This window comes from Pseudoalteromonas arabiensis (genome assembly GCF_001550155.1).
GTDB lineage: Bacteria > Pseudomonadota > Gammaproteobacteria > Enterobacterales > Alteromonadaceae > Pseudoalteromonas > Pseudoalteromonas arabiensis.
In genome coordinates this window covers 162,099-175,812 of the sequence record NZ_LRUF01000025.1, presented here as the reverse complement: position 1 = coordinate 175,812, position 13,714 = coordinate 162,099, and the positions used below count along the sequence as shown (strand labels likewise).

General features: G+C 41.2%; 12 protein-coding genes. 5 read left to right on the top strand and 7 right to left on the bottom strand.

Going from position 1 to position 13,714, the window contains the following annotated elements; translation table 11 throughout:
• Positions 1 to 53: 53 nt before the first annotated feature.
• Together PAARA_RS16985 and PAARA_RS16980 are read right to left on the bottom strand one after the other, a co-directional pair.
• Positions 54 to 803 carry a substrate-binding periplasmic protein gene (locus PAARA_RS16985; RefSeq protein WP_157066227.1) on the bottom strand — a complete coding sequence of 250 codons (750 nt, stop codon included), beginning with the start codon at positions 801 to 803 and terminating at the stop codon, positions 54 to 56.
• A 55-nt stretch (positions 804 to 858) separates the two neighbouring features.
• The gene (locus tag PAARA_RS16980) at positions 859 to 1,263 is read right to left on the bottom strand and encodes an HIT domain-containing protein (RefSeq protein ID WP_062570186.1); all 405 of its coding nucleotides are present in this window, start codon (positions 1,261 to 1,263) and stop codon (positions 859 to 861) included.
• Between the two features lie 111 nt (positions 1,264 to 1,374).
• Between PAARA_RS16980 and PAARA_RS16975 the strand changes: the two genes are divergently transcribed.
• Positions 1,375 to 3,600: a S9 family peptidase gene (locus tag PAARA_RS16975; protein ID WP_062570185.1), complete on the top strand. Its 2,226-nt coding sequence runs from the start codon at positions 1,375 to 1,377 to the stop codon at positions 3,598 to 3,600.
• A 149-nt stretch (positions 3,601 to 3,749) separates the two neighbouring features.
• Positions 3,750 to 5,387 (top strand): methyl-accepting chemotaxis protein, encoded by a 1,638-nt coding sequence (locus PAARA_RS16970; RefSeq protein WP_062570184.1) that lies wholly within the window; start codon positions 3,750 to 3,752, stop codon positions 5,385 to 5,387.
• 46 nt (positions 5,388 to 5,433) lie between these two features.
• Here the strand turns inward: PAARA_RS16970 and PAARA_RS16965 are convergent, their stop codons facing one another.
• From PAARA_RS16965 to PAARA_RS16950, 4 genes are all read right to left on the bottom strand, one after another.
• A complete protein-coding gene (locus PAARA_RS16965) occupies positions 5,434 to 6,957 on the bottom strand; it encodes a M17 family metallopeptidase (protein ID WP_062570183.1) in 1,524 nt (507 codons plus the stop codon).
• Positions 6,958 to 7,060: 103 nt separating this feature from the next.
• Positions 7,061 to 8,743 carry a carbon starvation CstA family protein gene (locus PAARA_RS16960; protein WP_062570182.1) on the bottom strand — a complete coding sequence of 561 codons (1,683 nt, stop codon included), beginning with the start codon at positions 8,741 to 8,743 and terminating at the stop codon, positions 7,061 to 7,063.
• Positions 8,744 to 8,848: 105 nt separating this feature from the next.
• The gene (gene dinB / locus PAARA_RS16955; RefSeq protein ID WP_062570181.1) at positions 8,849 to 9,901 is read right to left on the bottom strand and encodes a DNA polymerase IV; all 1,053 of its coding nucleotides are present in this window, start codon (positions 9,899 to 9,901) and stop codon (positions 8,849 to 8,851) included.
• Positions 9,902 to 9,963: 62 nt separating this feature from the next.
• Positions 9,964 to 10,170, bottom strand: coding sequence for a hypothetical protein (locus tag PAARA_RS16950; RefSeq protein ID WP_062570180.1), 207 nt, complete (start codon positions 10,168 to 10,170; stop codon positions 9,964 to 9,966).
• Positions 10,171 to 10,322: 152 nt separating this feature from the next.
• On the opposite strand from PAARA_RS16950, the gene PAARA_RS16945 reads away from it, so the two are divergent.
• The 3 genes from PAARA_RS16945 (at position 10,323) to PAARA_RS16935 (ending at position 12,877) form a co-directional block, all read left to right on the top strand.
• Positions 10,323 to 10,751: an acyl-CoA thioesterase gene (locus PAARA_RS16945; RefSeq protein WP_062570179.1), complete on the top strand. Its 429-nt coding sequence runs from the start codon at positions 10,323 to 10,325 to the stop codon at positions 10,749 to 10,751.
• A 12-nt stretch (positions 10,752 to 10,763) separates the two neighbouring features.
• Entirely contained in the window at positions 10,764 to 11,816 is a 1,053-nt protein-coding gene (locus tag PAARA_RS16940) for an aldo/keto reductase (protein WP_062570178.1), read from the top strand.
• Between the two features lie 146 nt (positions 11,817 to 11,962).
• A complete protein-coding gene (locus tag PAARA_RS16935) occupies positions 11,963 to 12,877 on the top strand; it encodes an ABC transporter substrate-binding protein (protein WP_157066226.1) in 915 nt (304 codons plus the stop codon).
• Here the strand turns inward: PAARA_RS16935 and PAARA_RS16930 are convergent.
• Positions 12,828 to 13,439, bottom strand: a complete 612-nt coding sequence (locus PAARA_RS16930; protein WP_062570176.1) for a fumarylacetoacetate hydrolase family protein — start codon at positions 13,437 to 13,439, stop codon at positions 12,828 to 12,830. The two genes, PAARA_RS16935 and PAARA_RS16930, sit on opposite strands and share 50 nt — an antisense overlap.
• Positions 13,440 to 13,714: the final 275 nt, after the last annotated feature.

The following is a 13,714-nucleotide window of genomic DNA, read 5'->3' as shown; positions in this document are numbered from 1 at the left end:
TTTTGAAGTTAAAAACGCTGCCAGTGGCAGCGTTTTTTATTATTTGAAGCTTATTAATGAGCAACAAAACTGAGTCCATACTTGTTGTTTAACTTTACGATATCGCCACTTATCAACATGTTATGAAACTCTCGGTTAAACTCATCAATAAAACGACCTAACTCTCGTTGTTTAGAAAAACCAAAATAGCCTTGATTAACAGTTAGCAAGGGCGAAAGCATAATAACGTCCTCAGCAATCCCTAATCTTTCTATTACAGGCTTTGCCGCACGTGGATGAGCCAGAAGCAGATCAACTCTATCGTACATTAACTGTAAAAAGCTTGCTTGCACACTCGCCACCTCAGAGAGTGACAAACTCGATTCATAACGCTTAAACTCTTGACCGTAATCCCAACCTCGAATTACACCTATTACGTCTTTTTTTAAACTAGCGAAGTTGCCAAGCCAGGTAACTGAGTTACTCGGTTTAGTATAAAATACAATAGGATCCTCATAGAAAGGCAGTTCACTGTACAGAATATATTGCTCGCGAAGCAGCGACTTGTAGGGTCCAATAATCGCATCAGCCTTCCCTTGCTCAACCATTTTCAACGCTCGCTTCAATGGCATCACATCGATAATTACGGTATGCCCTAAACGCCGACATATTTCATGAACAATATCAGCACCCAGTCCGGTAGCATCTCCTTGGGGATTAGGCTCCAAAATTGCGGGGAAATGGCTCCCTACAAAGTAATAACTTTTAGCAAAACACGAAAAGGAGCTAAAAATAAAAAGTACTGAAAGCATTAATCTCTTCACTTCTTACTCCCTCCTTTTGGCATTCTGAAAAATAAATTTTACTCTAGCACGAATATTAAAAATGCGCTTTAAGTGCTGAAATTTGCTCATCGCTATAAGGTATAGCAGGTAACTTTCCCCATACAGGTGCGGGCCATGCGGCATCGCTTTTAAAACGCGCAATATGATGAATATGTAATTGCGGTACCATGTTACCCAGTGCAGCAACATTCAGCTTATCAGGACTAAATACCTGTTGAAGCAGCTTGCTTAACTTAGCAGATTCTTGAAGTAACATAATTTGTTGCTGTTCAGACAGGTCAATGATCTCTTTAACACCCGCCTCTCTAGGCACTAAAATAAACCATGGATATTGGCTGTCATTCATCAGCAATACTTTACACAGTGGCCAATCAGCAAGTTCGATACAGTCGCGTTGTAGTTCTTTGGCCAGCGAAAACGGCGAGTAGGTATTTTCCATCAAAAATCCTTAAATCTAAGTTGTACCCCTGCTACTTTATAGCATTTAGTTGCAGTTGCCTAAGCTTACCATTAACATCGTGGCAGTTTTTATTCGAGCAAAGGTACCCTTGTGCTAAAAAAAATTAAACATCTCTCACTTGCCCTGCCAATGGTTGCAACGGTATTTAATGTAAACGCAGAACAACTCACCCTAGAACGTATTTTTGATGATCCAAGCCTAGCAGGTAAAGCGCCGGTACAGTTAAAGTTTTCACCTGATGGAAGTCGAGTTACTTACCTACAAGGTAAAACAGATGACTATAACCGCTACGATTTATGGGAATACAATCTAAAAGATAACAAAAATCGTCTACTGGTTGACTCCGCAGCATTATTTTCAGGCCCAGAAAATTTATCTGATGAAGAAAAAGCACGTCGTGAGCGTCAGCGTATTTTTGGTAAAGGCATTTTAGAATACAAATGGTCAAAAGATGGAAAGGCACTCCTTTTTCCACTTAATGGTGATCTTTACTACTACGAACTTGCCTCAGCTAAAAGCCGCAAGTTAACGGACACTGACGCATTTGAAACCGATGCACGTTTCTCACCAAAAGGGCATTATGTATCTTTTATCCGTGAGCAAAATCTTTACGCACTTAATTTAAAAACAGGTAAAGAAATTCAATTAAGTAACGATGGCGGTGGCGTAATTAAAAACGGCATGGCTGAATTTGTTGCACAAGAAGAAATGGGCCGAATGACGGGCTACTGGTGGTCAGGTGATGAAGCAAAAATTGCCTATACCCGTGTTGATGAAAGCCCTGTAAAAGAAGCCATTCGTAACGAAATTTACGCAGATGAAGTAAAGCTTTTTAATCAACGCTATCCGTTCACTGGCACTGATAATGTTGAAATAAAACTTGGCGTAGTAAATATCAACAATCAAAAAACTGACTGGATTGATTTAGGTGAAGATAAAGACATCTACATCGCGCGAGCTAAGTGGTTAAAAGACAACAAAACTTTGTCATATCAGTGGCAAGACCGTTCACAACACAATTTAGAGCTGCGTTTTTATAATAGCGATAGTAAAAAACAAAAAGTCGCATTAACAGAAACAAGCAAAACGTGGATAAACCTACACTTTGATCTTGAGTTCTTAAATGATAAAAAGCACTTTGTATGGGCATCTGAACGTGATGGCTTTAAACACCTATATTTATATCGCACAAACGGTGAAATGATCCGCCAAATCACACAAGGTGATTGGGTTGTTGATAGCTTAAAAGGGATTGATGAGAAAAAAGGCATCGTTTATTTTGCTGGCCGTAAAGACACAGCACTTGAAAGCCACCTTTACAGCGTACCGCTATTCAAAAAAGGCGAAATTAAGCGCGTAACTGAACTTGGTGCATACCACAATGTGGTCATTGCAAAAGATAACAAAACTTTTATCGATAACAGCTCATCAGTTAACAAACCAGGCTCTGCTGCGTTACGTAAAATCAATGGTGATTTCATCACCTGGCTTGAAGAAAACAAGTTAGATAAGTCACACCCATTAACGCCTTATCTCGCTGATTTAATCACCCCAGAATACGGTACATTAACGGCTGAAGATGGACAGACTATGCATTATCGTTTGTTCAAGCCAACAAATTATCAAGATGGTAAAAAACACCCTGTCATTGTAAATGTATATGGGGGTCCTCACGCGCAACGTGTCACTAATAGCTGGCGCAGCAAAAACTTGTACTTCCAGTATATGGCGCAACAAGGCTATGTTATTTTCCAACTTGACAACCGTGGTTCATACAACCGTGGTAAAAAGTTTGAAGACGTGATTTATAAGCACTTAGGTGTTGCTGAAGTTGCAGACCAAATCAAAGGTGTCGAGTTCTTACGTACTCTTGATTACGTTGACCCTGAGCGTATTGGTATTTATGGCCACAGCTACGGTGGTTACATGGCGCTTATGACGATGTTTAAAGCGGGCGACTACTTCAAAGCCGGTGTTTCTGGTGCGCCAGTAACTGATTGGGCACTGTACGATACGCACTACACTGAGCGTTATGTCGGTCACCCTGCTAGCAACGCAAAAGGCTACGAAGCAAGTGCCGTATTCCCCTATGCTGAAGGCTTAAAAGGCCCGTTGATGATTTACCACGGTATGGCCGATGACAACGTGTTATTCACTCACGCCACTAAGTTGTTCAAACAACTGCAAGATCAAGAAAAGCAGTTCGAAATGATGACTTACCCTGGCTCAAAACACAGTTTACGTGGCAAGAGCGTACAAACGCACTTACACCAAACTATCACAAGTTTCTTCAACCGACACTTTAACGTTGAGTAATCTAGTTTAATTTCGATAACTTAGACTAAAGGCTGATTGTAAAATCAGCCTTTTTTTTGTCTCAATATATTCTACTAGTTAACTAGATTTTCGACCTATTTTAGCTACGCTTAATACATTGCTCCTATGAGCATGACGAAGGAATATACATGAATTATTTACGCCGCTTTACTATTTTACAACGTCTTGCCATGTTGGTGAGCGTAGTAGTGATTGGTCTTATCTTTTTAAGCATATCAAGCTTAACGCAACAATATGAATCTTTAGAACAAGAACAATACATCAAAACCCAAAACTTAGTTGAATCAGCTCATAGTATTATTGAACATAACTATGCACTTTTTAAAGAAGGAAAGCTCAGCGAAGAGCAAGCAAAACAAGCTGCCTTACAAACTATTTCTGCACTACGGTACGACAATAACAATTATTTTTGGATAAATGACTACCAACCCGTCATGGTGATGCATCCATTTAAACCAGAACTAAATGGTAAATCACTTGCGGGCAGTAAAGATCCTGATGGCGTACTGTTATTTGTCGATATGGTCAATATTGTCAAAAAGCAAGGTGAAGGATTTATCCCTTACAAGTGGCCAAAGCCTGGGAAAGATCAGCCCGTCGATAAAATTGCCTATGTTAAAGGCTTTGCTAAGTGGCAGTGGATTGTTGGCTCAGGTGTCTATATCGATACCATTGAAGAGGCATTTGCTTCACTGCGAAACCACGTCATTATCACTGCCGTGATCATTATCGCCCTGTTAACTGCGCTCAGTTATCTCATTGCAAATAGCATTTTACGACCAACGCAGCTTGCCGCTAACATGATGAAAGATATTTCCCAAGGAGAAGGCGACTTAACTCAGCAACTTGATGAAAATGGCAATGATGAAGTGTCACGGTTATCGCGCTACTTCAATCTTTACACCGCTAAAATGCGTGAATCGCTCAAGCATGTTGCACATAATGCACAACAGGTGAACCAATTCGCTCACAATGTCGATGATGCCAGTAAAACCAACCTGTCATTTATAGAACTTCAAAATGACAGTTCAACTCAAGTGGCTACAGCAATGGAGCAAATGACACACCAAATCCACGATGTCAGTCAAAATGCCGAACAAGCTGAACATGCAGCCAATGAAGCATCCCATAACGCTGAAAATGGCAAGCAAGTGTTAAATAAAACCATCACAGCTATAGAAACACTGTCGCATAATATTGAGCAAGTCAGTCAAGCGACCGCAGACCTTGCAGCCGAAAGTAACAATATAGGCTCTGTACTTGATGTGATACGCAGTATCGCCGAGCAAACTAATCTACTGGCGTTGAACGCAGCTATAGAAGCAGCTCGAGCTGGTGAACAAGGCCGCGGCTTTGCGGTTGTCGCTGATGAAGTGCGCACCCTTGCTAGCCGCACCGGCAAGAGCACTGATGAAATTCAAGCTATGATCAGTAAATTACAAATCGGTGCTCAAGCCGCTGTTGATGCAGTATCAGCAAGTCAACAGCTTTCAAGCGATACCGTACTACAAGCGAGTGAAGCGAACGCATCGTTGACAGAAATTGAGCGCTTAGTGAGTGTAATTAAAGACATGAATAGCCAGATAGCACGCGCCACAGAGCAACAAACAAGCGCAGCAGATGAGGTAAATTTACGAATCAATGAACTTTCACAGTCCACCGAGCAATCCTTATCAAATACTCAAGGATTATCAAGTGACAGTGAAAACTTAAAGCAAAGCTCCCAAGCATTAAATGATGTTGTAAACCGCTTCAAGCTCGACTAACGACAAAAAAACCCGCATGATGCGGGTTTTTTCTTAATCTAATAACTTACAAACAATAACGTGCAAATAAGCTGCTAACTGTTGCAGCGGTTGGCTTGCCGTGTTGCCAGTCACCGCCTTCTACACCACTGCCCGCAATATCCATGTGCACATACGGTAATGGTTGCGCTGATTCAGTGCCATGCTTATCTAAGCCACCAACAATCGCCAAGAACGCCATTGGAAATTGGTGACCACGTGCAGTCACTGCAGAAGCTGCATTATTACTTGATAATACATCATCAGCTAACGTGCGCGGCTTAATAAAGTCATAATCTTCACGGCGGCTACGAGAAACCTCTGCAGCATCGGCCCATAAGTCGCCTAAATCAGCAAGTTTACGTGAAATATTAGCCTGACGTGCGGGGCCATTTTCAACATAAGCGCTGTAAGGACCCATGGCTCGTGCTGCGTGACCAGTTAGAGTTGCCACAGTGAATAGCTCAGGGTTTACTTCGTTTAATGCGCGGTCTTTCATTTCACTTAGTAAGTCACCCATTGCTAAACGCCCCTCTGCATCCGTATTGCCAATACGCACACGCACACCTTCACGACTTGTAATGATTTCATCTGGAACAAAGCAATCAGAACCAATCGAATTACGAACCACGGCTAAATAAGCAATCACTTTTACCCCTTTTGGAGCATAGTCTGCCACTGACTTCATAAAGCCAGCTACCGAAGCAGCACCGCCTTTATCGCGGCTCATACCTGCCATAAAGCCACCAACTTTAAGGTCTGCACCACCGGTATCGTAAACTAAACCTTTACCAACAAACATCAAGGTACGCTCAACGTCGCCTTCAGGTACATATTCTAGTTTCACAACGCGTGGGTGATGGCGCTCAACAGCGTAAGAAGCACGTGCTACCGTGCTCATCATTGGGTAATCTTTATCGATAGTGTTGATATCTGAAATCACCTCAACAGATACCTTGCTGCCTGCAAATAACTCAACACAGTAATCTGCAAAACGTGGTGGTGCCATGCGCTCAGGCTCCGTACCACATAAATCACGCGCAGCGTATTGACCCGCTGCAATCGCATTCACAGCTTTCGTTGTTTGCTCATTTGCGCCAATAAGACTAATTTGACTAATAGGCTCAATGGATTGCCCATGAAATTCTCGCGCTTCAAGCGGTTGCCACAATGCCTGACATGCACCTAAAAAAGCCACTTCAAGTGCATGTTGATAACGCCCATCTTGGCTTGCTTGTGGTAAGTACAAAGCTGGTTTAGTGCTACCTGATGTTTTGGCTTCTAATATACCTTGCTTTGCAGCATCAAAATAACGACGTACATCGTCATAGTCGCGATTAAGTGGACCTGTCGGTGCTAAAATTACACGTTTAGAATCAATCACAAGTAACGTAACTTGCTTACCAATACGTGCATCAACAGCTTGATGTGTAGTAATTGCTTGACTTAAATTTTGATCAGCTAAAGAAGAAAAGTCATCACTGATAATAATTAATGCATCGTGATCTGCATCAGCAATCTGAGGTGCTGAAATTGCATGAGGGTATGCCATAAAAAAGGTCCTGCTGTTAGAAACATAGGACCGTATTATCATTGATTTGGTCAGCTATTGCCAGCCAAGCAAATTAAGCTGCTTTATGGCTGGCAAGCTAAGTTTACTGCTCTGTAACTTGCTTATTATCGTTACGATGCTTAACGATCACAGACCACGCTTCTAACATCACCAAAACGCTAATTACAAGCACTAAAACATCAAGAGTAACTAACAGCCAGTTACCTTGCTGATAGTATTCACCCAGTTTGATTACGCCAGCAAAAAACGCCATCACTAGCACAAAGCTCATCGGGATCAGTGTATATTTTGCAGGACGGTTCGCTTTAATTAACATCACCGAAATAACCAGTAACGTTAAGCTTGCAAGGATCTGGTTAGTAGAACCAAATAGAGGCCAAATAATCATACCGCCACTGCCATCAGCACCACCAGCACCAAAAGCTAGCAGTAAGCAACACAGCACAGCAATTAAAGTTGCAATCACACCATTGCGAATAATACTGATGTTATAAATATCACCCCATTCTTGGATAATATAACGCTGCAGACGCACACCCGAATCCATCGTTGTACCAGCGAATAACACAACCATCACGGCAAGTAATGTTGAAGCTATCTCGTTTGACAAGCCCCAGCCGCTTTCAATTAAGTTAGCACCGCCATTAATAAATGCACTGACACTACCAGCCCCTAAATGACTGTAAATTTCATGCCACTCTTCAGGCGAAACAGCAAGCGCAACACCACTTACCGCAACTAGGGTAATCAACGCTAGCATGCCTTCGCCCACGGCACCTAAATAACCAACAAAACGGCCATCGGTCTCTTTATTTAGCTGTTTAGAGCTGGTACCCGATGACACGATACCGTGGAAACCAGACACCGCACCACAGGCAATAGTAACAAATAGCAACGGAATAATACTTGGCGTATCCACCGCAGTTTGGGTATTAAAAGCAGGTGCTGTGATATCTGGCATAGAAATAAATACCGCACCATATAGCAGGACTAAACCAACCAGTAATTGCATACCATTAATAAAGTCGCGTGGTTGCAGCAGCATCCATACAGGTAGAAGTGAAGCGATAGCAGCATAAATGAATAAAATAATAATCCAGTTCGCATTTGCGCTTAAACCAAACATTTCGTCAGGTAAAGCAATTGGCATTCCGCTTCCTAGATAAATGGTGTAATAAAGTATCCCCACACCAACAAAGCAAAGTGGGATTAAAGACACTTTACGTCTTAATAACTGACCAATAACTAAAGCAACAACAATGGCAGCCCAAGCAGGAAAAACAGCATTTGGTTGTGATACAAATGACTTGGCAATAACAACGCCAAATACAGCGTTGACCATTAGCAGTACTAAAAATACCACAATCATAAATAACGCACGGGTGCGTTTGCCTATTACCGTCTCAGACAGTGCCCCCATCGACTTGCCTTTATTGCGGGCACTGGCCCACAAAGCGCCCATGTCATGCACACCAGCGAAGAAAATAGTACCAAATACAACCCAAAGTACAGCAGGTACCCAGCCCCAGTATACAGCAATCGCTGGGCCGACTATCGGCGCAGCACCTGCCACTGAAGTAAAATGATGGCCCCACAACACAACCTTGTTTGTAGGCACATAGTCAACACCATCTTCAAGTTCATGAGCGGGTGTGACAAAATTATCATCCATTTTGAAAATCTTCTCGGCGATGAATTTCGAATAGAAAAACCATCCGAACAACATACCGATTATTCCGAGCAGCACGATCACGACCGATTGCATAGTCATCTCTCTTATTTAGTTATAATGTTGTCTTAAGGAGGTGTATAGAAAGATTCAGCACCCCACCAAACACTATCAAAATTTCAACCACCAAGGTGTTAACCTTTAGTCTAATATACTAAGCTGAAAATGCTCATGAGATTGACTCTTTATTCCAACCCCTATTCCCAATAAACGCACTGGTTGGTCTTTGCCTCGCTCATACGCTTTACTTAAAAGTTCTGAAAATATGCTTTTATCTAATTGGTGATGACTTTGATCAGCACTGGTTACTACAAAGTTCGCAAACTTCACCTTCACCGATAATTTGTTGATACGGTTATTTAATTGTTGTTTATCAAGGCGGCGCGTTAATTCATCCATTAAGGAGGGTAATTGGCTTAAACATTCATCCAAATTAGTTTTATTGTACTCATAGGTATGCTCAACACTCAGTGATTTACGCACTCGCTCTGTGGATACCTTACCAATGTATTCACCCGCACATTTTTGATATAGAGAAACGCCAAAATTTCCAACATGCTGCTGCATCCAGTTAACACCCTTAGCACACACATCAGCCCCAGTATAGAGCCCCTTAAGTTGCAGCTTTTCTAAAGTCACCTTGCCCACACCTGGGATTTTACCCAGCGGCAATTGTGCCAAAAAGTCATCGACTTGCTCAGGTAACACGACAAACTGGCCATTAGGCTTGTTTTCATCGCTGGCGATTTTGGCAATAAACTTAATTGGCGCAACGCCAGCTGATGCAGTCAGGCCTGTCGTATCATAGATTTCTTGACGGATTTGCTGTGCCATAAGCGTAGCACTGCCTTTACAAGCGGTGCTGTCAGTTACATCAAGATAAGCTTCATCAAGTGATAAGGGCTCAATTAGGTCGGTATATTTAGCAAAAATAGCGCGTATCTGTGTGGAGATTTCTTTGTAAACATGCATTCGCCCAGGCACAATGACCAGATCAGGGCATAATTGTTTGGCATGGTAGTTAGACATTGCCGAACGCACACCATACTGGCGAGCAATATAGTTAGCTGTAGAAAGCACCCCACGACGACTATTACCGCCAATTGCTAACGGCACACTTGCCAAAGCGGGGTTATCACGCATCTCAACGGCTGCATAAAAGCAATCCATATCAATGTGAATGAATTTTTTCATCAGGCATATAACAACTGTTTATTTATACAGTCATTATTATGTAATCTGCCTAATTGTGCAAGTTATGAGGTTTGACTTGAGTGCTCAGACGCTTTTTTACGGTTAAATAATCGATAGCCAAATAACCAAAATGCGCCTTCAAGTAAAAAACCGACCACAATTATAGCGATAAAACCTGACATTGTGCCCATACTATAGCAGAGTAAAGCAAGCGCTAGTACGATGAACAAGGCTATCCACTTTATTATCCTCACTGTTGTTTGCTGCATAATAAAATCCTTTATTGTGTCTTCTATATGAGCCACACTTTACGTAAGCGTGAACTATTAAAAGTAGCACAATTTGCTGAAATTTCTAATTTCCTTGAGCTAAAAGCAGCATATTGCTAACCTAAGTTTTCTCCAATTAATGAAGATTTACTATGCAATCGTTTATAGAACAACATCCTATCAGAACAAAAATTAATGTCGCTTGGGGTGAAATGGATGCCCTGCAACATGTCAATAATGTGGTCTATTTTCGTTATTTCGAAACAGCTCGGATCGACTTTTTTACCCAACTAGGTTTTCTTAAAGATTTACAAGTAACAGGTGTAGGCCCTGTGATCAGCGAAAACAACGCCCGCTATAAACGCCCAGTGACATTTCCTGATACAGTTCATGTTGGCGTAAAGATTAGTGACATTGAACACGATCGTTTTATGATGCATTACACTGTATTTAGTGAAAGCCAAGACGCTGTCACCACCATTGGCTCATCACAAGTCGTTATGTTTAATTTTAAAACGGGTAAAAAAGCCCAGTTAAGCGATGAGCTATTAACTGCACTCAAAGCCCATTCTCACGATTAACAAGGAACTAATATGCTTTATAGTCCACTTGGCCGAAGTGGTATTGATGTTTCTCGTGTCTGCCTAGGTAGCATGACATGGGGCATGCAAAATAACCAAGCTGATGCCGACGAACAAATTGCTTACGCGCTAGATAAAGGGGTTAACTTTATCGATACAGCAGAAATGTATGCCGTCCCCCCCTCACTCGACACATACGGAAAAACAGAAGAAATTATTGGTAATTGGCTAGCTCGTAACAAAAACAAGCGTGATAACCTTGTTATCGCAACTAAGATTGCAGGCAATGGATTATCTTGGGTGCGTGATGGCGGCGACATTACTCGTCAAGCTGTGATTGACGCTGTTGATGCGTCATTGAAACGCTTACAAACTGATGTTATCGATTTATACCAACTTCACTGGCCAAATCGTACTTCGCCACATTTTGGCAAGCAATGGCCTGGTATAGTCCGTTTTTCAGATGCCGACACCGAGCAAAATATAGCGGGTATGCTCGATATTCTTGAAGGTCTGAATGACTGTGTAAAAGCCGGTAAAATTAAACACTGTGGTTTATCAGACGACACGCCTTGGGGCATCAGCCAATACCTGCGTTTAAGTGAGCAGCATAATCTACCGCGCATGGTTTCTATTCAAAATGAGTTTAGCCTACTGCATGCCAAAGATTGGCCTTATTTAATAGAGCAATGTATTCACGAAGATGTTGCTTACCTGCCTTGGTCACCACTAGGTGGCGGTATGCTAAGCGGTAAATACTTAAATGGTAATCGCCCAGAAGGAAGTCGTTGGACCTTGGTACAACGTAATGGACTATTCAGAGACACAGTGCAATCACAGCAAGCGATTGCAAATTATGTGGATATTGCAAAAACCTACAGTGTAACACCCGCACAGCTTGCCCTTGCGTGGTGTAATCAAGTTGATGGGGTCTGTTCAACGATTATTGGGGCAACCTCGATGAGTCAACTACAAGACAATATAGCTGCTTTTTCAATTGAGTTATCAGAACAAGCTATCACTGATATCAATAATGTGTTTAAACAATACCCGCAACCTTTCTGATATTTAAAGCTTCTGACTGAATAAGTATTAACACCTAAAAATTAATACTTATTCAGTAATTTACTTAACAACCCGTTATATTTTCAATACTTTAGTGTATAGTTAACATAAGTAATTTTGAAAACGGGTACTCAATGAGTAAGCATATGAAGTTAAAAATTTATACTGTTTTAAGCTTATTTTTAGCTCCGTTGACTCACGCCTCTGAAACCTTATCAATTACTTGGCTGGAAAATGACAGCAAGCCGTTTTATCTAGAAAAAAACGACAAAAACCAATACGGTGGTCTGTGTAATGAAATTACAGATATGCTCATCGAAGCACTGCCTAACATTAATCACAGTAAAGTATTACTACCGCAAAAAAGAGCTGGGAAGTACCTCGATGAAGGTCATATGGCGTGTTACTCTTGCATGATTCATCGGGAACAAAAAACTAAGCGTGCGACTTACTCAATCCCCACCACGGTTTACCCTCCTTTCACAATACTGAGTACTCATGAGCAAGCAAAAAAGATAACTCAAATTCATGGTAATCCCGTATCTTTAATTTCATTACTGACTGACTCAAGATTTATGTTTGGGCAAAACGATGCTCGTAAATTCGGGAGCAAATTTGAAAAAATAGCTAAAAATACCAAGCTATATGAAAGTGCAGCGCTTAGTAGCACAGGTAGTCATCCGAGTTACGCTATTCTTTCGCAACTTCAGCATGGTTATATTGATTACACAATTGATTATCCGTTTGTTGCTGATTACTACAATCAAAAAAATCAACAATATATAGAAAAGCTAACCATTAGTAATCCAAAGCAAAGTATTATGCTTGGCGCGATTGGTTGCTCAACAAGTGCTCCAAATAATTACGCCGAAAAAGTACTCGCTGAAATCAATCATGCATTAAAAACGAAAGTATTACCCAGTGAGCGCTACCAACAGAGTCAACGAGTATGGTTAGAGCAAAACTTTGCAGATTTTTCGTCACAATATGAGCGCTTGATATTAAACCCAATCAAACAGCCAGCCACTGGTGAGACAACACCTCACTCTGTTCGTCCATAAGCACCACTTGGAAAGTTGAACCAGATTCAACCTCCCCAACTCCTTCAGGGGTGCCGGTCATAATGATATCGCCGTCTTCGAGATCCAGAAATTCACTGATTTCAGATAAGATTTTCTCGGCATTATGGAGCATTAATTGTGTGTCACCATACTGAGCAGGCTCACCATCTATCAGTAAACTAAACTGATAATGCTTGGTATCATTACATGGTACGAAGTCACTAAAAAGAGCGGCACCATTAAATGCCTTGGCGCGCTCCCAAGGTAGCCCCTTTCCTTTTAAAGTGGATTGTAAACGGCGCTTTGTTAGGTCAAGCCCAAGTCCTACACCTGCAAGCTGTTTATCTTTAACTAAAAAGCACAACTCCGTTTCATAATGTAACTGTTCAGCACCATGAGTAGCATGAAGCGTATCTGACAAAGCACTATTGGGTTTAATAAATAACACCATACTCGTTGGCGTTTCATTATTAAGCTCTGCGATATGAGCGGCATAATTTCGGCCAACACAAACCACTTTACTTGGTGTGACTAACTCATTTACAAATTTAACTGCTCGCATGATGGTCTCCTAGATTGTGCTTTTCGGTGAGCAACCTTTTCAATTATTGCTAAAAATAGATACATTTCATACTACAACAATAAAATTATAGCTAAAATAATATCTATAATAACATGAACATACATATTAATTGCGTTCATAAAAGTTATTTTTATTGACGATTGTTTTACTTTCTAATAACTTATTGTAAGCGGTTACATTTATAAAAATCGGGTTCGGCGATTTTTTTTGCAACAAAATGTAAGCGCTTACATTAGACAACAAACACAAAAATA